This is a genomic window from Caballeronia udeis (genome assembly GCF_001544555.2).
GTDB lineage: Bacteria > Pseudomonadota > Gammaproteobacteria > Burkholderiales > Burkholderiaceae > Caballeronia > Caballeronia udeis.
In genome coordinates this window covers 17997-43454 of record NZ_FCOK02000060.1, presented here as the reverse complement: position 1 = coordinate 43454, position 25458 = coordinate 17997, and the positions used below count along the sequence as shown (strand labels likewise).

Sequence of the window (25458 nt, the reverse complement as noted above, 5' to 3'; positions counted from 1 at the left end):
GTGCCTGACCCGGCCGAGCTCGCGCGTAGCAAAGCAACCCTCACCACCACCTGAAAAAATGATGCACCGGGCCAACCCCGTGCCCGACTTCCAGCCGCGTACTCTGTTCGATTGCGCCGGTCAGATAGAGCTTGGCATCGGCGGTAGCGGTAGCGAGCGAATCGCGTTGGGGCAGCAGCGCCGCTATCGATGATGACAACGTGCACCCGGTCCCATGCGTGTTCTTCAACGGCACGCGTGGCCCGCCGAGCCGCAGCGCACCGCTGTCCTTGATTAGCCAGTCGGGGCTATCGGCGGAACTCAGGTGGCCGCCCTTCATCAACACCGCCCGCGCGCCCAACGCTCGCAGCGCTTCGCCCTGGCGCACCATTGCGTCTTCATCTTCGGCTGCGGCCACGTTCAGCAATGCAGCGGCTTCCGGCAAGTTTGGCGTGATCAGCGTCGCGAGCGGCAGCAGTTCATCGCGCAACGCCGCCACGGCGTCCGGCGCGAGCAACGCGTGATTGCTCTTGGAAATCATCACCGTATCAAGCACCACATGCAGGGGCCGATACCGGCTCAACGCGGCCGCTACCGCGCGCACGACGTCGGCATTGGCGAGCATGCCGATCTTCACTGCATCGATGCGGATATCGTCGAAAACGGCGTCAAGCTGGGCAGTAACGAACGACGCGTCGGGCGTATGAATGGCCGTCACGCCGCGCGTGTTCTGCGCGGTGAGCGCCGTAATGACGGACAAACCGTAAGCGCCGAGCGCCGAGAACGCCTTGAGGTCGGCCTGGATGCCCGCGCCGCCGCCGGAGTCGGAGCCGGCGATGGTGAGGACGTTGGGGATTGGATGGGTCATGGTCTTCAAGAGGATTCAAGCAATTGTCGCGCGGCGAGATGCGGGTCGGCAGCGGTGCAGATAGCCGATACCACCGCGATACCGCCCGGCCCCGCGCGTTTGACATCGGCGGCGTTGTGCAGCTGGATTCCGCCGATAGCCACAGTCGGATGCATGGAACGCGAGCACAGCGCGGCGAGTCCGTCGATACCGCACGCCGCCGACGCATCCGGCTTGGTCGGGGTATCGAATACCGGCCCTACGCCGACGTAATCGATCGTCGCGCCCAGCGTGTTGGCGTGCTCGACCTGCATGTCATTGGATACCGACAATCCGATCAGCGCCCGCGTTCCAAGCAACGTCCGTGCGACATCCGGCGGCAAGTCCTTCTGGCCGATATGCACGCCATCGGCACCGGCCGCGAGCGCGACATCCACATGGTCGTTGATGATGAGCGGCACCCCATGCCGGCGTGTCAGCGGCAGCAAGTCGAGCGCGAGGTTGAGCCACGCGCGTTTGTGCCATTCAGGCGCACGCAGTTGCACGATCGTGACGCCGCCATCGAGCGCGGCCCGCGTCACATCGAGCGCGCGTGCATGGCCGCCGCACTGGACGGGATCGAGGACAAGATACAGCGCGAGATCGAGGTTCATCCGGGCTTCATCACGCACCGGGCGCGAGCTCACGCGACACGAGCGTGGCGGCGAACAGGTTTGCATCGAGCGATGCCAGCCGGTCGAGATAGGCGACCGCGAAACTGCCGGGCAACGCGGCGTCGCGCGACGCCAGTTCTCCCGCAATGCTCGAATAAGCGATCGCGGCGGCGGTCGCGGCCCACAAGTCATCGGCTTCAGCCACGCCCACAAATGCCGCGACCGTCGCCGATAACGCACAGCCTACGCCGGTCACGCGGGTCATCAACGGTGATCCATTCGATAACGCGACTATCCGGCGGCCGTCGGTGACGTAATCGGTTTGACCTGTGACGGCGACCACGGCGCCCGTATTCAGCGCGAGAACCTGGGCTGCGTCGAGCGCGGCTTCGGCGAGAGCGGTGCTGTCGACGCCGCGTGCGCTCGATTCACCTCCCGACAAGCTGATGATCTCCGATGCGTTGCCGCGAATCACGGCCGGATGCGCATCGAGCAGATCGAATGCGAATGCGGTGCGAAAACTCAACGGGCCGACCGCGACGGGATCGAGCACCCACGGTTTATGTGATCGATTGGCTGCGTCAACGGCGGCGCGGATAGCCTTGCTTTGCGGCAAATCGAGCGTACCCAGATTCACCGATACCGCGTTGGCCAGCGGCACGAATTCGCCTACTTCCTCGCGGGCGACGACCATTGCGGGTGCGGCGCCCAGCGCGAGCAGCACGTTAGCCGTGAAGTTCGTGACGACGAGATTCGTCAGGCAATGGACCAGCGGCGCGCGTTCGCGCACACGCACGGCGAACGAAAAGAGATCGGCGGCGAGCATGGGCAGGGTGTGAAGAAAAGGGTAATAAGCGGGATTATCGCGCGCCGGGCGGTTCAATGCCCGGGGTGGTTTCAGGCTTTGGTTATCTTGGTTTATTCCGCTCAGGCGCGATTCACACGCTCTGGACACCCGCAAAGCCCGCGCTCAATGCCTTGATTCACCAATCAGCGCGACTGAATCGAAGGCGCGCTGATTGGCCTGATGCCGCCGCATCACGAAGTACATCATCAGGCAGACGAAGGTGCCGAACAACACGATCACGAATTGAATCGGCACGTCGAGCCAGACGAGCACGGCATACAGGCACAACATCACGAGCACCGACAGGTTCTCGTTAAAATTTTGCACCGCAATAGAGTGACCCGCGGACAACAGCACGTGACCACGATGCTGCAACAGCGCATTCATCGGCACGACGAAAAAGCCCGACAGCCCGCCGACAATCATCAGGAAGATATACGCGCAGATCAGATATCCCGGAAGATGCATGCGGCCGAAATAGATGCCCCAGTGCACAGGGAACAGATGCCTCGAATAAAACGCGAGCAGCATCACCGCGATGCCCATCACAATCCCGACCGGCAGCACGGACAGCGATTTTTTCAGCGGCACGCGCGCGGCGGCAAGGATAGCGCCTACCGCCACGCCGACCGCGATGATCGCCTGCAGGATGGCGGCCTCCGACAACGACATGCCGAGCGACACTTCGGCCCACTTGAGCACGATGAACTGCAACGTCGCACCAGCGCCCCAGAACAGCGTGGTCACGGCAAGCGAGATCTGGCCGAGCTTGTCGTGCCAGAGCACGTTGAAACAATCGGCGAAATCGGTGATCAGTTTGAGCGGGCGATGTTCCTGCTTCGGATAACGCGCGCCGGTGTCGGGAATCCGCAGATTGAAGAGGGCCGCGACAATGTACATGAGCACGATCACGAGCATCGCGGCTTCGGCGGGGGTATTGACCTTGGGGATATGCAACTGAAGAATGTGCGAGGCAATGTGCGGACTGATCAACGCACCGCCCATGACGGTGCCTAGGATGATCGAGCCCACTGTCGTGCCCTCGATCCAGCCGTTCGCCGCGACCAGGCGGTCGGCGGGCAAGAGCTCCGTGAGAATGCCGTATTTCGCGGGCGAATACGCAGCGGCGCCGAATCCGACAATGCCGTAGGCGAGCAACGGATGCGCACCGACCAGCATGGTCAGGCAGCCGACGACCTTGATCGAGTTGGTGACGAACATCACGTGGCCCTTCGGTCTCGAGTCTGCGAAGGCACCGACGAAAGCGGCCAGAACAACGTATGACAGCACAAAAAACAGCTTGAGCAGCGGTGTCATCCAGTTCGGAGCGTGAAGATCTTTCAGCAGTGCGATCGCAGCGATCAGAAGGGCGTTGTCGGCCAGCGACGAGAAAAACTGCGCGGCCATGATGGTGTAAAAACCTTTTTTCATCTGATCCGATGCTAGTCCGCACTGCGGGTAATCCGCCCCGCTCGCACACGGCGCGTTCGTCTCTCGCGTCCGGGTTTGCGCTCAGGCTCCCGTTCAGGCAATTTCTGTTCGAAATGGGTTGTGTGCACGGCTTTATAACACGAAAATAGGCGCATTCTGCCTGGCAGTAACCTGCATGACAATTCGCAGACGTTCAGGCCGGAACGTCAACGGTCTGCAAGGTGGTGATAAGGTATTGATTCGGGTACTGATTCAGCTATTGGCCTGGCTATCGTGTATTTTCGAATTTATCACCGCGTGCACGGTCTCTTATCAAGCGGCCATCATATGCAATGATTGATGGCTGACTGATCGGATCCGAGCAGCCTCGTAACGTTCCCGAATGATCATGAACAGGGCAGCAATAGGGCACGATCGGCTGCCACCGTGCCGGATTTGAAACGCAGCCTTCGGGCAACCTTCGGGCAACCTTCAGGCAACTCACTGTCAAGCTGCGGCCGCTCTCGCATAATCACCGCTTTTTCCAACCGAACTCCCATGCCGCGCCCCATATCCGCCACGATCCACACCGCAGCACTCGCCAACAATCTCGCCGTCGCACGCCGTCACGCGCCGAAATCCAAGATATGGGCTGTGGTCAAGGCCAACGCGTATGGTCACGGCGTGGCGCGAGCGTTCCCCGGATTGCGCGCCACCGACGGCTTCGGTCTTCTCGACCTCGAAGAAGCGGTCAAGTTGCGTGAGCTGGGCTGGGCCGGGCCCATCCTGCTGCTGGAAGGTTTTTTCCGTCCGACGGATATCGATGTGATCGATCGCTATAGCCTGACCACGGCAGTGCATTGCGATGAACAGTTGCGGATGCTGGAAATGGCGCGATTGTCGAAGCCGGTGAATATCCAGTTGAAAATGAACAGCGGCATGAACCGGCTGGGTTATACACCGGAGCGCTTCCGGGCAGCGTGGGAACGCGCGCGAGCAGTGCAGGGAGTTGGCCAGATCACGCTGATGACCCATTTCTCGGATGCCGACGGTCCGCGCGGGATCGACCATCAACTCGAAGCGTTCGAGCGCGGTGCCGAAGGCATCGCGGGCGCGCGCAGCCTCGCGAACTCGGCGGCAACGCTCTGGCATGCGGCTTCGCATTTCGACTGGGTGCGGCCCGGCATCATTTTGTACGGCGCTTCGCCGTCGGGCAAAACGGCGGATATCGCCAGCACGGGATTGAAGCCCGCCATGACGCTCGCGTCCGAGTTGATCGGGGTGCAGACGGTGCCGGCGGGTCACTCGGTCGGCTATGGTTCGGTGTTCTCGGCTACAGGTCCTATGCGGATCGGCGTAGTGGCGTGCGGTTATGCGGACGGTTATCCTCGAGTGGCGCCTGAAGGCACGCCGGTTATCGTCGATGGCGTGCTGACGCGGGTTGTCGGCCGCGTCTCCATGGACATGCTGACGGTCGATCTGACTCCGGTCCCAACTGCCGGGATCGGTGCCCCCGTGGAGTTGTGGGGCACGAAATTGCCAATCGATGATGTCGCGGCAGCGTGCGGCACGATCGGCTATGAGTTGATGTGCGCGGTCGCGCCGCGTGTGCCAATGCGGGCGGAGTAGAGCGGGATTGCGTTGAGTATCTGGATAGGTAACGAAGGAATTCAGGAAGGCGAGTGGCGAAAGTAGCGAAGGTCAAGACACTGTACGTATGTACCGAATGCGGCGGCCAGGCGCCGAAATGGCAAGGCCAATGTACCGCATGCGGAGCGTGGAATACGCTGGTCGAGTCGGTGGCGGAATCGCCGTCGGCGCATCGCTTTCAAGCACTGGCGAAGACCTCGCCGGTGCAGCGCTTGTCCGAGATCGAAGCGTCGGATGTGCCGCGCTTTACCACGGGCATTGGTGAATTCGACCGGGTGCTGGGCGGTGGCCTGGTGGCCGGCGGCGTGGTGCTGATCGGCGGTGACCCGGGCATCGGGAAATCTACGCTTCTGCTGCAATCGCTGGCGGAGATCGCCCGCGAGCGGCCCGCGCTCTATATCAGCGGCGAAGAGTCCGGCGCGCAGATCGCGTTGCGCGCACAGCGGCTCGGCCTGCTCGGCGATTCCGGCAACGCAGCGCCCGATTTGCGCTTGCTGGCGGAAATCCAGCTCGAGCGAATCCAGGCAACTATCGATACCGAGAGGCCGGAAGTTGCCGTCATCGATTCAATCCAGACCGTTTACTCCGAAGCGCTGACCTCCGCGCCGGGGTCGGTTGCGCAGGTGCGTGAATGCGCGGCGCAACTGACGCGGATCGCGAAGCAGACGGGTACGACCATCATCATGGTCGGCCACGTGACAAAAGAGGGCAATCTCGCCGGGCCGCGCGTGCTTGAGCATATCGTGGATACGGTGCTGTACTTCGAAGGCGATACCCATTCATCGTTTCGCCTCGTGCGCGCGTTCAAGAATCGCTTCGGCGCGGTGAACGAACTCGGCGTATTCGCGATGACCGAGCGCGGTTTGCGCGGCGTCGCGAATCCATCGGCGCTGTTTTTATCGCAGCATGAGCAGAGCGTCCCGGGTTCGTGCGTGCTGGTGACGCAGGAAGGTTCGCGGCCGCTGCTGGTGGAAGTGCAGGCGCTGGTCGACACTGCGCATGTCCCGAATCCGCGCCGTCTTGCCGTGGGGCTCGAACAGAACCGGCTTGCATTGCTGCTGGCCGTGTTGCATCGGCACGCGGGCATTGCGTGCTTCGATCAGGACGTATTCCTGAATGCCGTGGGCGGCGTGAAGATTACGGAACCCGCGGCCGATCTCGCCGTGCTGCTCGCGATCCATTCGTCGATGCGTAACAAGGCGTTGCCCAAGGGTTTGATCGTGTTCGGTGAAGTCGGGCTGGCGGGTGAAATCAGGCCGTCGCCGCGAGGCCAGGACCGCCTGAAGGAGGCCGCGAAACTGGGCTTTTCGATCGCGCTGATTCCAAAGGCGAATGCGCCGAAGCAGCCTATCGACGGGCTGGAAGTGATCGCGGTCGACCGGATTGACGAGGCGATCGACCGGGTGCGTTCGCTGGCCTGAGGCCATTCACTGCGGCGTCGGGGTCGCGAGGGGGCACGCCGCGAGGGCGTCGCCGATCCGTCCCTTAGTAATGTGATGTAAAAAACTGCGAGGTTCATGTAACCCACGCGGGGCGGGCTTTTTCTATCCTTGTATCGCGACAAACCCGGATACGAGCGCAAAAGGAAAAAGGACCACGCCTTGAAACACGCAGATCAAACTTTGTCTCGCCCTTCATTCCATCTGCGCGGCTGCCGCGTATCCGCGCCTATTCAGCAGCCATGGGGCGGCGGATGCCGGATCGTGGAGTGGATCGACGCAGAAGGGCAGATATCGCGTCGTGTAGTGGCCGAAGACGTGACCGAAGACGAGGTAGTGGCGACCATTCGGCGCCACGTCAAGGGACGCAAACACGTACTGGTCGACGACGAAGGAATGCCGCGGCAAACCCTGCCCAGGCGTTAAGGCTGGTTGAGCAGCGGGCGTTCAGCCAATCTGTTCCAGCTCCTCGTGCGCCTCGAGCCATTGCGCTTCGAGCGCTTCCAATTGACCGTTCACATCGGCCTGGCGACGAATCGATTCCGTGAGTTTCGTCTTCATGGCGGGCTCGTAGCTGGCGGCGTCGGCCACGAAAATATCGAGTTGGGCTTTCTCGGCATTCAGCTTGTCCATCTCCTTCTCGATCTTTGAAATCCGCGATTGCAGCGGCTTTTTCAAATGCGAGAGCTTCTGCCGCTCTTGTGCTTCCTGACGACGCTGCTCCTTGCGGTTCTGCCCCGATTCCAGCGAATCGTCCGCTGAACCATTGCCATTGCCGCCCATCTCCTTGGCCGCCGCTCGCTGCTCGGCCGCGTGCTGCAGCAACCAGTCGCGATAATCGTCGAGATCGCCGTCGAACGGCTGCAGCCGATGTTTGGCCACGAGCATGAAATTATCCGTGGTGGCGCGCAGCAAATGGCGATCGTGCGACACCAGGATCAGCGTGCCTTCGAATTGCGCGAGCGCCATAGTCAGCGCGTGACGCGTTTCAAGATCCAGATGATTCGTCGGTTCGTCGAGCAGCAGCAAATTGGGCTTTTGCCAGATGATCAGCGCAAGCGCGAGCCGTGCCTTTTCTCCGCCGGAAAACGGCGCGATCTTCGCGGTTGCCATCTCACCGGAAAAATTGAACCCACCGAGGAAATCGCGTAATTCCTGTTCGCGCGTGTCCGGAGCAAGGCGCGCGACGTGCTGGAGCGCGGAGTCATCCGGACGCAGCGTTTCGAGTTGATGCTGCGCGAAATAGCCAATCCGCAGGCCCTTGCCTTCACGCACCGTCCCGCTCAACGCTTCAAGCGTGCCCGCCAGCGTCTTGATGAGTGTCGATTTCCCCTGGCCGTTTGCACCTAGCAGGCCGATTCGCTGACCGTTCTGGATGGACAGTGTGACCCCTTCCACGATCGGCACTTCACCTGCTTCCGTGTGATAACCGCAGCGCACGGCGTCCATTACCATCATCGGGTTCGGTGCGGCATCGGGCGTGCGGAACTCGAACGTGAACGGCGAAGACGCATGCGCCGGCGCGATGATCTCCATGCGCTCCAAAGCTTTCACGCGGCTTTGCGCCTGCTTTGCCTTGGTCGCCTGCGCCTTGAATCGGTTGATGAAGCTTTGCAAATGCTCCACCGTCTTTTGCTGTTTCTCGTACGCGCTCTGTTGCAACGCGATCTGCTGTGCGCGCAGGATTTCGAACTGGCTGTAATTGCCGCCGTACCGCTTGATTTGCCGGTTCTCCAGATGCAGCGTCACGTTGCAGGCGGAATCGAGGAATTCACGATCGTGCGAGATCACGATCAGCGTTCCCGGATAACGATGCAGCCAGTCTTCCAGCCACACGATGGCATCGAGATCCAGGTGGTTCGTTGGTTCATCGAGCAGCAGCAAGTCCGAACGGCACATCAGCGCCTGCGCCAGGTTCAGGCGCATGCGCCACCCGCCGGAGAAGCTCGTCACCGGTTCTTTCGTTTGCGCGAGCGTGAAGCCCAGGCCGATCAGCAGGGTTTCGGCACGGGCGGGGGCGGTGTAACCGTCGGCGTCGGCGAAGGCGGCGTGCGCGTCGGCTTCAGCGGCGCCGTCGTGAGCGGCCGATGCCGCCGCAATCCGCGCTTCTATGCGCCGTAATTGCGTGTCGCCGTCGAGCGTGTAGTCGAGCGCGGTGCGGTCCACGGCCGGCGTTTCCTGCGCGACGTGCGCGATTTGCCACGACGGCGGCATCGAGAAATCGCCACCGTCGGCGTGCAGATCGCCGCGCAGCACGGAGAAGAGCGTGGACTTCCCCGCGCCGTTAGCGCCGATGAGCCCCGCCTTTTCGCCAGGATTGAGCGCGAACGTAATCTGTTCGAAGAGCGGTTTGATGCCGCGGGCAAGGCTGAACTGGTTGAAGCGAATCACGGCGTGGAGACCCAGGCAAGTACGGGAAAACGCTATTTTAGACCGGCGCGGGTGGTCGCCGCCGGCTCATCGACGTTGGCGCGCCGTTGGCCGTTCGGCCAGATGTTTTTTGACCCGTGTTTCGCTTAGACTGGATTTTTTCAAGCGGAGCATCGAATGAACCCTATCTACTCGTTTTCAGCGGAAACACTCGGCGGCGAAACCGTCAGCATGGAGAGCTACCAGGGCAAGGTACTGTTGATCGTGAACACCGCGAGCGAGTGCGGATTCACGCCGCAGTACAAGGGTTTGCAGGAGTTGTACGAACGTTACGCAGAGCGCGGCTTTGCGGTGCTGGGTTTCCCGTGCAACCAGTTCGGCAAGCAGGAACCCGGCGATGCGGCTCAAATTGGCAGCTTTTGCGAGCAGAACTACGGCGTTACGTTTCCCATGTTTGCGAAGATCGACGTGAACGGGGCGAATGCGCATCCGCTGTTCCGCTATCTGACCGAAGAGGCGCCGGGCGTGCTCGGGACCGAGGGCATCAAGTGGAACTTCACCAAGTTCCTGGTCGACAAGGAAGGCAACGTGATCACCCGGTTCGGCTCAGTGACGAAACCGGACGCGCTTTCCAGTGATATCGAAAAGTTGCTCTGACGGCTGAATTCCACTATCTGGTTTATTCGCGCGGGCATAGGTCACCGGTTGTGCTGAAGACCTTACTCCCGCGTTTCTGACCGCGGCGTCCGGCCGGGCGTCGCCGATCTACATGCTATTCACCGCGAGTTCGCGGGCAAGCGCCTGGGCTCTCTCCGCACGTCTGTATCGAGCGCCACGGGCTTCTGTGTGAGTCGCCGGCAATGAGGCTCCGCGACCCTCTGGACAGCCTGTCACGGCTGACTCACGACCGACAACGGCTCCCGGTGACCTTGGGTGAGTGTGAAATTATGTCGTACATATTCGGCTTTTTGCCGACGATTATGTATGATTTAGTTTTTCGACTGACATGAGCCCGCCGCTTCGATGAAATCAGAAAACGCAGCCTCGCCGACCATGACGAAGCTTCATGAGGCGATTGTCGTCCACCTCGTCGATGCGATTCTCTCGGGCGCCTACCCGGTCGGCGCGAGCTTGCCGAACGAAATGGAACTCGCCGCCGCGCATGGCGTGAGCCGGACGGCGGCGCGGGAGGCGATGCAGAAGCTCGCGTCACTCGGCCTGATCGAGAGCAGACGGCGCAAGGGCGCGACCGTTCTAGCGCGCGAATCGTGGAAGTTGCTGGACGCATCGGTGTTGGGCGTCGCGGTATTGCGCGTGGAGGATGTGTCTTTTTTTCTGGCGCTCGTCGAAGCGCGTCTGTTGATCGAGCCAGGTGCCGCCGAGCTCGCCGCAGCACGAGCGTCCGAGGATCACCTGGTTCGTATCGAAGCGTCGCTCAACGCAATGGCAAGCGAGGCGGACGGTACGCGCGGCGCGGGCTGGGCGGCAGCGGACGTTGCTTTTCACGCGGGCATTATCGAGGCGGCCGGGAATTGGGTTTTCACGCAATTGATCGGCACGGTCCGGGCTGCGCTGGACGCGGGAATTCGCCTGACCGGTGGGCAAGCGCTATCGGCGCAGGCATCGCTGGAACAGCATCGTGCAGTGTTCGATGCGATCCGGCGCCGCCAGCCCGCAGAGGCGCACGCGGCAATGACGCGGTTGCTGCTCGCGACGCAACGTGACTTCAATGTGCTGGAGAAGGTCGCGGTGCGTGCCGCGGTTGCAGCCGGCGATCAGGTGACCAGCCAGGTGGACTCGCGAGAACAGGACATTGGGTAGTCGTGCGCAGTCGCTGAACCGGCACGCCCATCCGCCACAACAACCTGCAACAACCCCAACGGCCCTTCGCCCGGAGACAAGGACATGCGCAAACTTCGCTCGCAACAATGGTTCGGGACACACGGCAAGGATGGTTTCATTCATCGCTCGTGGATGAAAAACCAAGGCATTCCTCACGACAATTTCGATGGCCGTCCGGTCATCGGCATCTGCAATACCTGGTCGGAACTGACGCCGTGCAACGCTCATTTCCGCGAGCTGGCCGAGTACGTGAAACGCGGTGTTCGCGAGGCGGGCGGGCTGCCGCTCGAATTCCCGGTGATGTCCCTCGGCGAGTCGAACCTTAGACCGACCGCCATGCTGTTTCGCAATCTGGCATCCATGGATGTGGAGGAATCCATTCGCGGCAATCCGCTTGACGGCGTGATCCTGCTTGTCGGCTGCGACAAGACCACGCCCGCGCTGCTGATGGGCGCGGCGTCGTGCAACCTGCCCGCGCTTGCTGTATCTGGCGGACCGATGCTGAACGGCCGGTATCGCGGCAAGCCTATCGGCTCGGGCACGGGCGTCTGGCAGATGTCGGAGGAAGTGCGCGCAGGCACCATGACGCAAGAGGAATTCACTGAAGCCGAGTCGTGCATGAACCGTTCGCGAGGACATTGCATGACGATGGGCACGGCCTCCACCATGGCGTCGATGGTCGAAGCGCTGGGCATGGGCTTGCCGCATAACGCAGCCATTCCCGCCGTCGATGCCCGCCGTCAGGTGCTGGCGCATATGGCTGGCCGGCGTATTGTCGACATGGTGCACGAAGACCTCACCATGGACCGCATCCTCACGCGCGAAGCCTTCGAGAACGCGATTCGCACGAATGCCGCGATTGGCGGATCGACCAACGCGGTGGTGCACCTGATTGCGCTCGCCAGGCGCATTGGCGTGCCGTTGACGCTCGACGACTGGGATCTGGGTTCGGACGTTCCGTGCCTCGTGAATCTCCAGCCGTCGGGCGAATACCTGATGGAGGACTTCTACTACGCGGGTGGCTTGCCGGCCGTGCTGAAGCAGCTTGGCGAACAAGGCCTGCTGCACAAGGACGCGCTGACCGTGAACGGCAAGACGATCTGGGACAACGTGTCCGGTGCCCGCAATGACGACGAAAAAGTCATCACGCTGTTTGCGGCGCCGTTCAAGCCCAGGGCCGGTATCGCCGTGCTGAGGGGAAATCTTGCGCCGAATGGCGCGGTGATCAAACCATCGGCGGCAACGCAACATTTGCTGAAACATCGCGGCCGCGCGGTTGTGTTCGAGACCGTGGAGGAGTTGCACGCGAAGGTGGACGACGAAACGCTCGATATCGACGAGCATTGCGTGATGGTGTTGAAGGGCGCGGGGCCGAAGGGTTATCCGGGTTTTGCTGAAGTCGGCAACATGCCGCTGCCGAAAAAAGTGCTGCAAAAAGGCATTACCGACATGGTTCGCATCTCGGATGGCCGGATGAGCGGTACCGCGTATGGCGCGGTCGTGTTGCATGTGTCGCCGGAAGCGGCGGCGGGCGGTCCGCTGGCGTTCGTGCAGACCGGCGACATGATCGAACTCGATGTCGAGGCGCGCCGGCTGCATCTGGAAGTGTCCGATGAAGAGCTTGAACGGCGGCGTGCGGCGTGGTCCAGGCCGGCGTCGCCCCTGCGCGGTTATGTGAAGCTCTACGTTGATCACGTGCTGCAGGCGGACGAGGGCGCGGACCTCGATTTCCTGGTCGGCGCGAGCGGCGCACCCGTGCCGCGCGACTCTCACTGAACATCGAAGATCATGTTCAATGCACATGACTTTGAAACACGACTATTCGCCCGCCGGTATCTGGCCGGTCCTCTACGCCTATTTCGATGAACACAACCAGCTTGATCGTGACGCCATGCGCGTGCAGGTCGAGCGGACCATTGCCGCGGGTGCTCCCGGCATCGTGACACTGGGGCTTGCAACCGAGGTTCAGCGGCTGTCGCGTGCTGAGCGCGAGCAGCTTGTGAACTGGGCGCGCGAGGACATTGCATCTCGCGTCCCGCTGGCGGTTACCGTCACCGGCGACACTGTCCGGGAGCAGACCGAATTCGGCAACTGCGCTGTGGCATACGGCGCGCAATGGCTGATCCTGCAACCGCCATCCACGCGCACCGAGCCCGAGCGGTTTTACTTCGATTTCTTCGCCGCCGTCATGAACGGTTTGACCGGCACGGCAGGCGCGGGCATTCAAAACGCGCCCGAGTATCTGGGCGTCGGTTTGTCGCCGGAAGCGCTGGCCGAACTGGCTCAGCAATGTCCGAACTTCCGCTGGTTGAAGGGTGAGGGCGCGGCGACGGTACTGCGTACGACCATTGACTGCCTGGCGGCGGCCGGTAGCACAATGCCGGTCTTCAACGGGCGCGGCGGCCAGGAGTTGCTCGACAACTTGCGCGCCGGCTGCGCGGGCATGATCGTCGCGCCCGACAGCTTCGATCATCAGGTGGAAATCTATCGGGCATTCGCGCACGACCCGGCCGCGGCGCAGCGGCACTACGAGGAGGTGTTGCCGGCGATTGTTTTCGTGATGCAGTCGCTCGACGCGCTTACCTGCTATGGCAAGCGCATTGCGGCATGGCGAATGGGGTTTGAGGTCAGGCACGACCGCGGCATTGCGCCGAGTGCGTTCGGACTGGAATGTGCCCGGCGGTTCGCCGATAGCCTCGGACCGTACGCGGGTTAAAACGCGTCAAAGAATAGGTGAAAACAAACGCGCGACGTGCATTGTCATGCGGCGCCACGCGGGTGCGCCGAGATAGTCGTCGCGGCTGATTTCCCATGACTGCGCGAAGTCGTCGAGCAGCATTTTCTCGACTTCGCTGGCAAAACCCCGGTCTACGGTCAGGACCATGATCTCGAAGTTGAGGCGAAACGAGCGGTTGTCCAGATTCGCGCTGCCGATGGCGGCGGACATGTCGTCCACGAGCACCACTTTCTGATGCAGGAAGCCCGGGCGATATCGATAAATCTTCACGCCGGCGAGCAGCGCATCATAGGCATAGAGTTTCGATGCGGCGAACACCACGCGATGATCGCGGCGGCTCGGAATCAGGATACGCACGTCCACGCCGCGCAATACGGCGAGCCGCAGCGCGGAGAACACGGCTTCGTCTGGGATCAGATACGGCGTCGTGATCCAGATCCGCGAACGCGCCGCGTTGATTGCCTCGACGAAAAACAGCGAGCATGTTTCCTGATGGTCGGCGGGGCCGCTCGCGAGGACGAGGCAACTCATGTCGTGCGCTGATGTCTTCGAGGCTTCCACTTCCGGAATGCGCTGCGTTGCCCAGTACCAGTCTTCAATGAACACGAACTGGATGCTCGCGACCGCCGGACCGCGCACTTCAATGTGGGTATCGCGCCAGGGCGACAAACGCGGATTCGCGCCGAGATATTCCACGCCTACGTTGTGACCGCCGACGAACGCGCATTCACCGTCAACCACCACGATCTTGCGATGATTGCGAAAGTTGATCTGGAAGCGATTGACGAACTTGCGCTTGGTCGCGAACGGATGCGTCTGCACGCCGCCCGCGCGCAAGGTGTCGACGTAGCGTTTCGGCAAATCGAAGCTGCCGATACTGTCGTAGAGAAAATAGACCCGCACGCCTTGCTGCGCTTTTTTGATCAGCAGGTCTTTCAGCTTATTGCCGAGTTCATCGTCGCGGACAATGAAGAACTGCACGATCACATAGACCTTCGCGGCCTCGATGGCCTTGAAGATTGCGTCGAACGTGGCGTCGCCATTGATCAGCACACGTACCGAGTTGCCGCGCAGGAACGGCATGCCGCTCAAACGTGTCAGCGCGCGTATGGTCGGATGCCCCAGATACTCCGCGGGGTCCCCTGCTGCCGCGCCGCGCAGGCGGGCGGCTTCATCGGGGAAATTCCATTCCGCCGGGTGCGTGCTCTTGCGCAGGATCTCGTTTTCCAGCCGACGCGCGTCGATATACCCGGCGAACTTGCTGCGCCCGAGAAAGAGATACGGGATCAGCGTGAAGTAGGGCATGGCGACCAGCGACACGGCCCACGCGACCGCGCCTTGCGAGGTGCGCGTGTTGAGCACTGCGTGGCATGCTGCGGCCGCGCCCAGCAAATGGGCGATGATCACAAACGTGCCGAGATGAAGCCAGTCCTGCCACTCGAAGTGCATGTACGCGGTGCCTGGAAGTCGGGAGTTGCGCCGTTAGCCCGGCAAGTCGGCTGCCTGGATGAGAAATACGTTGTCGTCGCCGGCGCTGGTCGAGAGCCAGACCAGGTCGAGGCCACCGAGCGTAGCTTCCACATTGGCCCGTTCGTTGCCGATTTCGACCACGAGCACACCGTCTTCGGTCAGCCACTTGCGCGCTTCGCCTACGATCCGCTTCACAATGTCCATGCCGTCCGCGCCGCCCGCGAGCGCAAGTTCCGGCTCGTGGCGGTATTCAGCGGGCAGGGTCTGCATGGCCAGCGCGTTGACGTAGGGCGGATTCGTGATGATGACTTCGTAGCGGCCAACGGGCAGTGGGGCGAACAGATCGCCCTCGTACAACGCGACACGCGAATCCAGGTCGTAATCGTCTACGTTCTTATGTGCGACTTCCAGCGCGGGCGCGGAGATGTCGACCGCGTCAATGTCCGCGTTCTGGAACGCCTGCGCCGCCAGAATCGCGAGGCAGCCGGAGCCCGTGCAGAGTTCCAGCACGCGCGACACTTCGTCGGGGTCCTGTACATAGGGCTGCAAGCCATCCTGCAACAACTCGCCGATAAACGAACGCGGCACGATCACGCGCTCATCCACGTAGAAACGGTGCCCGTGCATCCACGCTTCGTGCGTGATGTACGCCGCCGGTACGCGATCGGTCGCGCGGCGCTCGATCACTTTCATGATGGCGTCAATTTCGGTGTCCAGCAGACGGGCGTCGAGGAACGGATCGAGTGTGTCGAGCGGCAAGTGCAGGGTATGCAGCACGAGGTACGCGGCTTCATCGAATGCATTCGACGAACCGTGGCCAAACGACAAGTCTGCCGCGGTGAAACGCGAGACGGCGAAACGCAGCAGATCGCGAACGGTGGTGAAGGGAAGCGCCATCGCAGGCTCCTTATAAGAGTGAGTCGGATCAGGCAAGCAAGGTCTCGAGCACGCGCCTGTACACGTTTTTCAACGGTTCGATAAACGCGATGTCGATATGCTCGTCGATCTTGTGGATGCTGCCGTTGGGCGGTCCGAACTCGACCACCTGTTCGCAGATGCGAGCAATAAAGCGGCCATCCGAGGTGCCACCGGTAGTAGACAGTTCGGTGCGCACGCCGGTTTCATCGAGGATGGCTTGTTCCAGCGCGTTCGACAACGTGCCGCGCGGGGTGAGAAACGGCAGGCCGCTGACGCTCCACGCGAGATCGTAGTCCAGCGCGTGTTTATCGAGGATCGCGTGAACACGGCTTTGCAGTCCTTCCACCGTACTCGCCGTGGAGAAGCGGAAATTGAACATCAACTCGATATGACCCGGGATCACGTTGGTCGCGCCCGTGCCGCTGTGCAGGTTGGACACTTGCCACGTGGTCGGCGGGAAATATTCGTTGCCGTCGTCCCAATGCGTGGAGACCAGTTCAGCCAGCGCGGGCGCGAGCAGGTGAATCGGGTTCCTGGCGAGATGCGGATAAGCAATATGCCCCTGCACGCCTTTCACGACCAACTTGCCGGACATGGAACCGCGCCGGCCGTTCTTGACCATGTCGCCGAGTGTGGCGCTGGAGGTGGGCTCCCCGACAATGCAGTAGTCCAGCCGCTCGCCGCGCGCTTTCAAAGCTTCGATCACCTTGACGGTGCCGTCGGTGGCGGGGCCTTCTTCGTCGCTGGTGATCAGGAACGCAAGCGAGCCGCGATGTGCCGGGTGCGCCGCGACGAACTCTTCGCTCGACACGACGAATGCCGCGATCGACGTCTTCATGTCAGCCGCGCCGCGACCGTACAGCTTGCCGTCGCGGTGTGTCGGCACGAATGGCGGAGAGGTCCATTGTTCCAGCGGACCGGTCGGCACGACGTCGGTGTGGCCGGCGAACACGAGCAGCTTGCCGTCTGTGCCGTCCGTGCCGCGTTTCACGGCCCAGAGATTCGTGACGCCGCCGGACGCGATCGTTTCGCACTCAAAGCCAATCGCCGCTAACCGCTCGATCAGCAGGTTCTGGCAGTCCTGGTCGTCGGGCGTGACGGACGCGCGCGCGATGAGTTGTTCAGAGAGAAGAAGAGTGCCGGACATGGATTCGAGCCACTTTCAATAAAAAATGCCGGCGCGGCGGCCGGCAGGGATCAGGACTCGCGCGCCGTTATCAGGGGGCGGGCGATGCTGTGCTTAAAGCTCAACCCTTAAACGAACAGCGATTCGTACTTGTCGGCGTCGAAACCGAGCGATTTCACGCGGCCGTTGACCACGAGCACGGGCCGCTTGATGATCGACGGCTTGTGGATCATCAACGCGATCGCGCCGGCCGTGGAGCCGGCTTCGTCCTTGTAGGTGTCCGACAGGCCGCGCCAGGTCGTACCGCGCCGGTTGATCAGTTCGTCGAGCGTGACGTCCTTCAACCAGTCCTGCAACAAGGCCGTCGATACCCCGGCTTTCTTGAAGTCGTGGAATTCGAACGGCACGTCATGTTCTTCCAGCCACACGCGTGCTTTTTTCACGGTGTCGCAATTCGGAATCCCATACACGACGATCTTTTTCGCGGCCATGGATCAATCGCCTCGCAGCAACTCGTTCAGGCCAACCTTGGCGCGCGTCTTCGCGTCCACCTTCTTCACGATCACCGCGCAGTACAGGCTGTGCGATCCGTCCTTCGAAGGCAGGTTGCCCGCGACCACCACCGAGCCCGCCGGAATGCGGCCGTAGGTCACCGAACCGGTTTCGCGGTCATAAATCTTGGTGCTCTGGCCGAGATACACGCCCATGGAGATGACCGAGTTCTCCTCCACGATCACGCCTTCCACCACTTCCGAACGCGCGCCGATAAAGCAGTTGTCTTCAATGATCACCGGGTTCGCCTGCAGCGGCTCCAGCACGCCGCCAATGCCCACGCCGCCCGACAAATGCACGTTCTTGCCGATCTGCGCGCACGAGCCGACGGTAGCCCATGTATCCACCATCGTGCCTTCATCCACATAGGCGCCAATGTTCGTGTACGAGGGCATCAACACCACGTTCTTCGCGATGAACGAACCGCGGCGCGCGATGGCCGGCGGCACGACGCGAAAGCCGCCCGCAGCGAAATCTTCAGCCGTGTAGTTCGCGAACTTCGACGGCACTTTGTCGTAGAACTGGCTGTAGCCGCCAGCCGGCATGGGTGCGTTGTCTTCCAGCCGGAACGACAGCAATACCGCTTTCTTCAGCCATTGATTGACCACCCATTCGCCGTCCCGTTTCTCGGCGACGCGCAACAGGCCTTTGTCGAGTTGCTCGATGGCGTGAGCGACGGCGTCGCGCACCTCGGCTGCGGCCGCTTTCGGCGACAGCTCGGCGCGGTTGTCCCAGGCGGTGTCAATGATCTGCTGAAGTTGTTGCGACATGGTCGTGACTTAAGTGAGTGCTGTGATTAACGAGGGATTTACTGCGCCAGCGCGCGGCAGAATTCGACGATGCGCCGGGCACCTTCCACGCATTCGTCGACATCCGCGACCAGCGCGATACGAATGAAACCGCTGCCGGGATTCGTGCCGTGGGCGTCTCGTGCCAGATACGAGCCCGGCAAAACCGTCACATTATAGTCGGCGTAAAGGCGGGCGGCGAACTCGGTGTCGGCGAGGCCGGTGCGCTCCACGTTCGCCCACAGGTAGAACGCGGCGTCGGGCAGGCGGACATCGAGCACGTCGGCGAGCATGGGCGTCACCGTCGTGAATTTCTTCAGGTACAGCGCGCGGTTGTCGCGCACGTGCGCTTCGTCTTTCCACGCCACGACACTCGCCGCCTGGAACATGGGCGAGAGCGCTGCCCCGTGATAGGTGCGGTAGAGCAGGAATTGCTTGAGTATCGATGCATCGCCGGCGACGAAACCCGAGCGCATGCCGGGCACGTTCGAGCGCTTCGAGAGGCTGGAGAGCATCACCAGACGTTCAAAACCGCGGCCCAGCTTGTGCGCGGCTTCCAGGCCGCCGAGAGGCGGCGTGGCTTCGTTGAAATAGATCTCGGAATAGCATTCGTCGGAGGCGATCACGAAACCGTGCCGATCCGATAGCGCGAATAGCTCGCGCCAGTCTTTCAGGGTCAGCACGGCCCCGGTCGGGTTGCCGGGCGAGCAGACGTAGAGCAGTTGCGTGCGTGCCCAGACGGCGTCGGGTACGGAGGCATAGTCGCAGGCGAAATTGCGCGCCGGATTGCTGTTCACGAAGTACGGCTCGGCGCCGGCCAGCAAGGCTGCGCCTTCGTAGATCTGATAGAACGGGTTGGGGCAGACGACAACCGGCGGTTCACTGGTGCTGCGGCTGTCGATCACGGTTTGCGCCAGCGAGAACAAGGCTTCGCGCGAACCGGAGACGGGCAGGACTTCGGTCGCCGCGTTGACGGCGGGCAGGTCGTAGCGCTGCCTGGTCCAGTCAGCGATGGCCTGGCGCAACGGCTCGCTGCCTGCAGTGGCGGGATAGGACGCGAGGCCGGACATCGCATTGATTACAGCGTCGCGGATCAGCGCCGGCGTTGCATGTTTCGGCTCGCCAATACCAAAGCTGATCGGCGCCAGATCCGCGCGCGGCGTGACGCCCTTGAATAGCGCGCGCAGCTTTTCGAATGGATACGGCTGAAGTTTCTGGAGAAGTGGATTCACGGCGAAGTCGGGGCGGACGATGAAACGGCAAGGCTCGGATTATAGCCCCCCGTCGCCCCCTGGTTGGGTTTGCCGGCTCTTTGAGGGGGTTTCCTGAAGGCCGGTTCCTGCAGTGCGCCGGCATTGGACAACTGCCGCCGCCGGTAAGCCGGAGTCGACCGGCGTCGACCCCGGCATTAACCCTGGAAGACTCCCGGCCGGCCCTCCGTTGCGAGTGGAAATCCCTGTGTCAGCAAACCAAAAGAATTCAAGACGGGCGATGGTATGATTGTCATCGTTCGCCGGGTTGTGTGCTTGCGGTGGGTTATAGGTGGGTTATGGGTTATATATAAGCCGTCAAGCAAGAGCATCACGGGTTGCGCGCCGTCGCTTCGAACCGACGGGGTTCGACCCACCGCCCGAGCGTTTTCGACCGGCGTTAGTCGTTATCTCCTGCCGCACAAGCATCATGGCTCGGAGGCCCGCCGGCCCGTTCTCCCGAATTCTTTTCAATCAGCGATATCGCCGTGCGTCTGACCTCGATAAAACTCGCTGGCTTCAAGTCCTTCGTCGATCCCACCCATTTCCAGGTCCCAGGCCAGCTTGTCGGCGTGGTGGGTCCGAATGGCTGCGGCAAATCCAACATCATCGACGCCGTGCGCTGGGTGCTCGGCGAATCGCGCGCTTCCGAGCTGCGCGGCGAGTCGATGCAGGACGTGATCTTCAACGGCTCCACGGCGCGCAAGCCCGGCAGCCGCGCCAGCGTCGAACTCATCTTCGATAACGCCGACGGCCGCGCTGCCGGCCAGTGGGGCACCTACGCCGAGATCGCCGTCAAGCGCGTTCTCACGCGCGACGGCACCTCGAGCTACTACATCAACAATCTGCCGGCCCGCCGCCGCGATATCCAGGACATCTTCCTGGGTACAGGCCTCGGGCCACGTGCTTACGCGATCATCGGGCAGGGCATGATCGCGCGGATCATCGAGGCGAAGCCCGAAGAACTGCGCGTGTTCCTGGAAGAAGCCGCCGGTGTGTCCAAGTACAAGGAACGCCGCCGCGAGACCGAAAACCGCCTGCACGACACGCGCGAAAACCTGACCCGCGTGGAAGACATCGTGCGCGAGTTGAGCGCAAATCTGGAGAAGCTCGAGGCCCAGGCTATTGTCGCGACCAAATACAAGACGCTGCAGGCCGAAGGCGAGGAAAAACAACGGCTCCTGTGGTTGTTGCGCAAAAACGAGGCGGGCAACGAGTCGGAGCGCCAACAGCGCGCCATCAGCGACGCGCAGATTGAACTTGAGGCGCAAACCGCCAAGCTGCGCGAAGTCGAAGCGCAACTGGAAACGCTGCGGGTGGCGCACTACAGCGCGAGCGACGCCATGCAGGGCGCCCAGGGCGCGCTGTACGAAGCGAACTCGGAGGTGGCCAAGCTCGAGGCGGAGATCCGCTTTATCGTGGAATCGCGCAATCGGGTGCAGGCGCAGATCGCTGCGTTGAGCGCTCAGCGCGAACAGTGGCAGATGCAGGCCGAGAAAGCCCGCGGCGAGATCACGGATGCCGAAGAGGCATTGGCTATCGGTGAGGAAAAGGCTGCTATTGCGCAAGAAACGGCTGCCGCGAAACACGACGAACTGCCTGCGCTCGAAGCGCGTTTCCGCGACGCCCAGACCGAGTTGAACGCCGAGCGTGGCGGTATCGCGCAGACTGAACAAGCGTTGAAACTCGAGGCTGCGCATCAACGCAATGCCGATCAGCAACTGCAGCAATTGCAACAGCGTCACGAACGCCTGAAAAGCGAAGCGGGTGGGCTGGATGCGCCCGACGAAGCGCAGCTCGAAGAGTTGCGCATGCAACTCGCCGAGCACGAGGAAATCCTGGCTGAAGCCCAAGCCCGTCTCTCCGATGCGCAGGACACACTGCCGCGTCTGGATGGCGAGCGTCGCGCGGCCCAAGAAAAAGTGCAGGCCGAAAGCGCGCAGATTCACCAGCTTGAAGCGCGGCTTGCGGCGTTGAAGCAGTTGCAGGAAAACGTCCAGACCGAAGGCAAGATCCAGCCGTGGCTCGATAAACACGAACTCGGTTCGTTGCCGCGCCTGTGGAAAAAGCTTCACATTGAAGCGGGCTGGGAAACGGCGCTGGAGTCGGTTCTGCGTGAGCGGATCGCGGCGCTGGAAGTTTCGAATCTAGACTGGGTGAAGGCGTTCGCGACCGACGCTCCGCCGGCCAAACTGGCGTTCTATGCACCGCCTAACGCCGGTCGGCCGCAGGAAACTCCCGCTGGTTTGCGGCCGCTGCTTGCGTTGATTCGTATCGATGACGCGGGTCTGCGCGCCGTACTGACCGACTGGCTGGGTAACGTTTTTGTCGCCGATGACATCGCCCAGGCGCTTGCCTCGCGTTCGCAATTGCCGGATGGCGCTGCGTACGTGGTGAAGGCGGGCCATGTGGTGACGCGGGTTGGCGTGCAGCTTTACGCTGCCGACTCCGAACAGGCCGGCATGCTTGCCCGCCAGCAGGAAATCGAAAACCTGACGAAGCAAGTGCGCGCACAAGCCCTGCTCGCCGATGAAGCCAAGGCCGCGGCCGTGCGAGCGGAAGCGGCGCATACGCAGGCATCGGCAAGTCTTGGAGATGCCCGTTCGTCCGCCGAACGCGCGACCCAACGCGTCCATGCATTGCAAATGGATGTGTTGAAGCTCGCGCAGGCGCACGAGCGCTACATGCAGCGCAGTACGCAGATCCGTGAGGAACTGGCTGAAATCACCGCGCAAATCGATGAACAGCGCGCGTTGCGCGCTGAATCGGAGGCGAATTTCGAGCGCCACGATGGCGAGCTCGCCGAGTTGCAGGCGCGTTTCGAAGATCATCAACTGGCGTTCGAAGCACTCGACGAATCGTTGACCAACGCCCGCCAGGAAGCGCGCGACCTCGAGCGCGCGGCCACCGACGCCAGCTTCGCGGCGCGTGGGCTCGCGGCGAAGATCGACGAATACCGACGCAACATCGAAACGGCGAAGGATCAGAGCGAACGCGTGGCCGGTGCCCTGGAAGATGCCCGCGCCGAACTCGAAACGATCAACGAACAGACCGCGCATACCGGCTTGCAGGACGCGCTCGAATTACGCGCGGTCAAGGAAGAGGCGTTGCACTCGGCCCGCCTCGAACTCGACGATCTCACCGCGCGCCTGCGACAGGCCGACGAATTGCGGCTCATCGCGGAACGCTCGCTGCAGCCGTTGCGCGACAAGATCAGCGAATTGCAGTTGAAGGAACAGGCGGCGCGCATCAGCGGCGAGCAGTTTATCGAGCAACTCGCGGCTGCCGGCGTCGATGAAGCCGAGTTGCAGGCCAAGCTCACGCCGGACCTGAAACCTTCGTATCTGCAGGGCGAAGTCACGCGGCTGAACAATGCGATCGCGGCGCTTGGCGCCGTGAACATGGCCGCGCTCGACGAACTCGCCGCAGCCAGCGAGCGCAAGGAGTTCCTGGACGCGCAATCGGCGGACTTGAATGACGCCATCGGCACGCTGGAAGACGCGATCCACAAGATCGACCAGGAAACGCGGGCGTTGCTGCAAGGCACGTTCGACGAAGTGAACCGTCATTTCGGCGAGCTTTTCCCACGTCTTTTCGGCGGTGGCCAGGCGAAACTCGTGATGACCGGCGACGAAATTCTCGATGCTGGCGTGCAGGTGCTCGCGCAACCGCCGGGCAAGAAGAATTCGACCATTCACTTGCTGTCGGGCGGCGAAAAGGCCCTGACTGCCACCGCGCTCGTGTTTGCGATGTTCCAGTTGAATCCGGCGCCGTTCTGCCTGCTGGACGAAGTGGACGCGCCACTCGACGACGCCAACACGGAACGCTTTGCGAACCTGGTGCGGGCGATGTCGGAGAAGACACAGTTCCTCTTCATCTCGCACAACAAGATCGCAATGGAAATGGCGCAACAACTGATTGGCGTGACGATGCAGGAACAGGGCGTTTCGCGGATTGTTGCCGTGGATATGGAATCCGCGGCGGGTTTCGCACAGAATGCTTGAACGTTTGGCCGGGCGTTTTTAGAACGGACAGCAAGATAATATGGAGAACGGGCCTGGGAGGCCGGTTCTGGCGCGCAGGCGCGGAGTGGCCCACGCAGTCCGGATGCAACATTCGCACCGCGTGGGGCGCAGATCGCGCAGCGTAAGCTCAACAAGTGCTCAATCGAGCGCCGGATGCCTCAATAGCGCCGTCAGGCGCGCCGAGAGCGCAACCTGAAAAGAATGACGGAGAGTGCATGGACGAGTTGACACTCGGGTTGATTGGAGCCGGTGCCGTGGTGGTGGGCGGCGTGGTGGTTTATAACGCGTGGCAGGGCGCCAAGGTGCGTCGCAAGATGCCGCGCCCGATGCCTGACGAAGCAGCGGAGTCGCTTGTGCGCAACGACACCGACGAGGAGCAGCCGTTCATTGAACCTACACGCCCGGTGCGGCGTGAACCCGCCATGGGCGGCGAGGGCGACACGGCGGACACGCGGGTGGAGCCGAGTTTCGGCGGTGCGCCGCTGTCTACGGTAGCGCCAGCCGATACCGCAGTCGATCTCCAGGCCGAATCCACCTCAGTCAATGGCGATTTTCCGGAGCCGGATTCGTCACCCGTGGCGCCCGTCCTCGCCGACGATGACCACCCCGTTTTGCCCGCCGCGACCACGATTTCATCGGCGCCGCCGGCTATCGTGGACCGGCGGATCGATTGCGTGGTGCCGATCCGTTTGCTCGCCCCCATAGCGGGCGAAAAGCTGATCCCGAGCGCGCAGAAGCTGCGCCGCGCGGGCGCGAAACCCGTGCACATAGAAGGCAAGCCGGAGGGCGGCACGACCTGGGAACTGCTCAAGAACGGCGCGCGTTATGAAGAGCTGCGCGCAGCGGCGCAACTGGCCAATCGCGGCGGCCCGCTGAACGAACTGGAATTCTCGGAGTTCGTCACGGGCGTGCAGCGTTTCGCCGACAGTATTGACGGTTCGCCCGAGTTTCCCGACATGCTGGAAACGGTCGGCATGGCACGTGAACTCGACGCGTTCGCGGCTCAGTGCGACGCGCAGTTGTCGATCAACATTCTCTCCGACGGCGCGCCGTGGTCGGCCAACTACGTGCAGGCGGTGGCCTCGCAGGATGGCTTGCTGCTGTCGCGCGACGGCACGCGTTTCGTCAAGCTCGATGCGCGCCAGAACCCGGTGTTCATGCTGCTTTTCGGCGACACAAACTTCCTGCGCGACGACCTGACGTACAAGGGCGGCCAGATGATCACGCTCGTGCTGGACGTGCCCGTGGCCGATGAAGACATCCTGCCGTTCCGCCTGATGTGCGACTACGCCAAGTCGCTCTCCGAGCGCATTGGGGCGCGCGTGGTGGACGACCAGCGCCGGCCGTTGCCGGAATCATCGCTGCTGGCCATTGAAAAGCAGTTGATGACGCTGTACGCGAAGCTCGAACAGGCCGGTATTCCGGCGGGCTCCCCCGCCACGCGGCGCTTGTTCAGCCAGTAGGACCTGACGGCGGCAGCCGTTGGACAGTTAGCGATTTCGCAAGGCATCGACTACACGCCCGATGCCACGAACAGCCGATCTCTGAGACAATC

General features: G+C 62.1%; 20 protein-coding genes. 9 read left to right on the top strand and 11 right to left on the bottom strand.

The genetic code is table 11. From position 1 onward, the window contains the following. Window positions 1-40: 40 nt before the first annotated feature. The 4 genes from thiD to lplT form a co-directional block, all read right to left on the bottom strand. Window positions 41-847 carry a bifunctional hydroxymethylpyrimidine kinase/phosphomethylpyrimidine kinase gene (gene thiD / locus AWB69_RS32015; RefSeq protein ID WP_062090852.1) on the bottom strand — a complete coding sequence of 269 codons (807 nt, stop codon included), beginning with the start codon at window positions 845-847 and terminating at the stop codon, window positions 41-43. 5 nt (window positions 848-852) lie between these two features. After that, window positions 853-1479 (bottom strand): thiamine phosphate synthase, encoded by a 627-nt coding sequence (thiE, locus tag AWB69_RS32010; RefSeq protein ID WP_062090836.1) that lies wholly within the window; start codon window positions 1477-1479, stop codon window positions 853-855. 10 nt (window positions 1480-1489) lie between these two features. Continuing rightward, window positions 1490-2362, bottom strand: coding sequence for a hydroxyethylthiazole kinase (gene thiM, locus AWB69_RS32005; RefSeq protein WP_407923066.1), 873 nt, complete (start codon window positions 2360-2362; stop codon window positions 1490-1492). Between the two features lie 87 nt (window positions 2363-2449). After that, window positions 2450-3757, bottom strand: a complete 1308-nt coding sequence (gene lplT / locus AWB69_RS32000) for a lysophospholipid transporter LplT (protein ID WP_062090835.1) — start codon at window positions 3755-3757, stop codon at window positions 2450-2452. A 537-nt stretch (window positions 3758-4294) separates the two neighbouring features. Here lplT and alr point away from each other — a divergent pair. The 3 genes from alr to AWB69_RS46215 all read left to right on the top strand — a co-directional run bounded on the left by alr (window position 4295) and on the right by AWB69_RS46215 (window position 7251). After that, window positions 4295-5365: an alanine racemase gene (gene alr, locus AWB69_RS31995; protein ID WP_062090834.1), complete on the top strand. Its 1071-nt coding sequence runs from the start codon at window positions 4295-4297 to the stop codon at window positions 5363-5365. A gap of 53 nt (window positions 5366-5418) precedes the next feature. Then, window positions 5419-6807, top strand: a complete 1389-nt coding sequence (radA, locus tag AWB69_RS31990; RefSeq protein ID WP_062090833.1) for a DNA repair protein RadA — start codon at window positions 5419-5421, stop codon at window positions 6805-6807. Between the two features lie 180 nt (window positions 6808-6987). Next, a complete protein-coding gene (locus AWB69_RS46215; protein ID WP_075644028.1) occupies window positions 6988-7251 on the top strand; it encodes a DUF2866 domain-containing protein in 264 nt (87 codons plus the stop codon). Between the two features lie 21 nt (window positions 7252-7272). Here AWB69_RS46215 and AWB69_RS31980 read toward each other — a convergent pair whose 3' ends face one another. Further along, entirely contained in the window at window positions 7273-9216 is a 1944-nt protein-coding gene (locus tag AWB69_RS31980; protein ID WP_062090831.1) for an ATP-binding cassette domain-containing protein, read from the bottom strand. 156 nt (window positions 9217-9372) lie between these two features. On the opposite strand from AWB69_RS31980, the gene AWB69_RS31975 reads away from it, so the two are divergent. The 4 genes from AWB69_RS31975 (at window position 9373) to AWB69_RS31960 (ending at window position 13753) form a co-directional block, all read left to right on the top strand. Next, window positions 9373-9852, top strand: coding sequence for a glutathione peroxidase (locus AWB69_RS31975; RefSeq protein ID WP_062090830.1), 480 nt, complete (start codon window positions 9373-9375; stop codon window positions 9850-9852). A 366-nt stretch (window positions 9853-10218) separates the two neighbouring features. Beyond that, window positions 10219-11016: a FadR/GntR family transcriptional regulator gene (locus tag AWB69_RS31970; protein WP_062090829.1), complete on the top strand. Its 798-nt coding sequence runs from the start codon at window positions 10219-10221 to the stop codon at window positions 11014-11016. A gap of 84 nt (window positions 11017-11100) precedes the next feature. Further along, window positions 11101-12813 (top strand): IlvD/Edd family dehydratase, encoded by a 1713-nt coding sequence (locus AWB69_RS31965; protein ID WP_062090828.1) that lies wholly within the window; start codon window positions 11101-11103, stop codon window positions 12811-12813. 25 nt (window positions 12814-12838) lie between these two features. Beyond that, window positions 12839-13753 (top strand): dihydrodipicolinate synthase family protein, encoded by a 915-nt coding sequence (locus AWB69_RS31960; RefSeq protein ID WP_197500370.1) that lies wholly within the window; start codon window positions 12839-12841, stop codon window positions 13751-13753. Between the two features lie 6 nt (window positions 13754-13759). Here AWB69_RS31960 and cls read toward each other — a convergent pair whose 3' ends face one another. The 6 genes from cls to dapC form a co-directional block, all read right to left on the bottom strand. Then, a complete protein-coding gene (cls, locus tag AWB69_RS31955) occupies window positions 13760-15223 on the bottom strand; it encodes a cardiolipin synthase (RefSeq protein WP_062090827.1) in 1464 nt (487 codons plus the stop codon). Between the two features lie 33 nt (window positions 15224-15256). Beyond that, window positions 15257-16141: a 50S ribosomal protein L3 N(5)-glutamine methyltransferase gene (prmB, locus tag AWB69_RS31950; protein WP_062090826.1), complete on the bottom strand. Its 885-nt coding sequence runs from the start codon at window positions 16139-16141 to the stop codon at window positions 15257-15259. Between the two features lie 28 nt (window positions 16142-16169). Continuing rightward, entirely contained in the window at window positions 16170-17309 is a 1140-nt protein-coding gene (gene dapE / locus AWB69_RS31945; protein WP_062090825.1) for a succinyl-diaminopimelate desuccinylase, read from the bottom strand. A gap of 107 nt (window positions 17310-17416) precedes the next feature. Then, on the bottom strand, window positions 17417-17779 hold the full coding sequence (locus AWB69_RS31940) for an ArsC family reductase (protein WP_062090824.1): 363 nt from the start codon (window positions 17777-17779) through the stop codon (window positions 17417-17419). A gap of 3 nt (window positions 17780-17782) precedes the next feature. Beyond that, on the bottom strand, window positions 17783-18610 hold the full coding sequence (gene dapD / locus AWB69_RS31935) for a 2,3,4,5-tetrahydropyridine-2,6-dicarboxylate N-succinyltransferase (RefSeq protein ID WP_062090823.1): 828 nt from the start codon (window positions 18608-18610) through the stop codon (window positions 17783-17785). A 38-nt stretch (window positions 18611-18648) separates the two neighbouring features. After that, the gene (gene dapC / locus AWB69_RS31930) at window positions 18649-19860 is read right to left on the bottom strand and encodes a succinyldiaminopimelate transaminase (RefSeq protein WP_062090822.1); all 1212 of its coding nucleotides are present in this window, start codon (window positions 19858-19860) and stop codon (window positions 18649-18651) included. 506 nt (window positions 19861-20366) lie between these two features. Between dapC and smc the strand changes: the two genes are divergently transcribed. Next, window positions 20367-23882 (top strand): chromosome segregation protein SMC, encoded by a 3516-nt coding sequence (gene smc, locus AWB69_RS31925; protein ID WP_062090821.1) that lies wholly within the window; start codon window positions 20367-20369, stop codon window positions 23880-23882. Between the two features lie 236 nt (window positions 23883-24118). Then, the gene (locus AWB69_RS31920) at window positions 24119-25366 is read left to right on the top strand and encodes a cell division protein ZipA C-terminal FtsZ-binding domain-containing protein (protein WP_062090820.1); all 1248 of its coding nucleotides are present in this window, start codon (window positions 24119-24121) and stop codon (window positions 25364-25366) included. Window positions 25367-25458: the final 92 nt, after the last annotated feature.

What these genes read in the sequence shown, in the direction of transcription:
- AWB69_RS31970 (WP_062090829.1), top strand. Translation starts at nt 10,219, where the DNA reads ATGAAATCAGAAAACGCAGCCTCGCCGACCATGACGAAGCTTCATGAG.
- AWB69_RS31940 (WP_062090824.1), bottom strand. Translation starts at nt 17,779, where the DNA reads ATGGCCGCGAAAAAGATCGTCGTGTATGGGATTCCGAATTGCGACACC.
- dapD (WP_062090823.1), bottom strand. Translation starts at nt 18,610, where the DNA reads ATGTCGCAACAACTTCAGCAGATCATTGACACCGCCTGGGACAACCGC.
- alr (WP_062090834.1), top strand. Translation starts at nt 4,295, where the DNA reads ATGCCGCGCCCCATATCCGCCACGATCCACACCGCAGCACTCGCCAAC.
- dapE (WP_062090825.1), bottom strand. Translation starts at nt 17,309, where the DNA reads ATGTCCGGCACTCTTCTTCTCTCTGAACAACTCATCGCGCGCGCGTCC.
- AWB69_RS31960 (WP_197500370.1), top strand. Translation starts at nt 12,839, where the DNA reads ATGACTTTGAAACACGACTATTCGCCCGCCGGTATCTGGCCGGTCCTC.
- AWB69_RS31920 (WP_062090820.1), top strand. Translation starts at nt 24,119, where the DNA reads ATGGACGAGTTGACACTCGGGTTGATTGGAGCCGGTGCCGTGGTGGTG.
- thiD (WP_062090852.1), bottom strand. Translation starts at nt 847, where the DNA reads ATGACCCATCCAATCCCCAACGTCCTCACCATCGCCGGCTCCGACTCC.
- lplT (WP_062090835.1), bottom strand. Translation starts at nt 3,757, where the DNA reads ATGAAAAAAGGTTTTTACACCATCATGGCCGCGCAGTTTTTCTCGTCG.
- cls (WP_062090827.1), bottom strand. Translation starts at nt 15,223, where the DNA reads ATGCACTTCGAGTGGCAGGACTGGCTTCATCTCGGCACGTTTGTGATC.
- AWB69_RS31965 (WP_062090828.1), top strand. Translation starts at nt 11,101, where the DNA reads ATGCGCAAACTTCGCTCGCAACAATGGTTCGGGACACACGGCAAGGAT.
- thiE (WP_062090836.1), bottom strand. Translation starts at nt 1,479, where the DNA reads ATGAACCTCGATCTCGCGCTGTATCTTGTCCTCGATCCCGTCCAGTGC.
- AWB69_RS31975 (WP_062090830.1), top strand. Translation starts at nt 9,373, where the DNA reads ATGAACCCTATCTACTCGTTTTCAGCGGAAACACTCGGCGGCGAAACC.
- prmB (WP_062090826.1), bottom strand. Translation starts at nt 16,141, where the DNA reads ATGGCGCTTCCCTTCACCACCGTTCGCGATCTGCTGCGTTTCGCCGTC.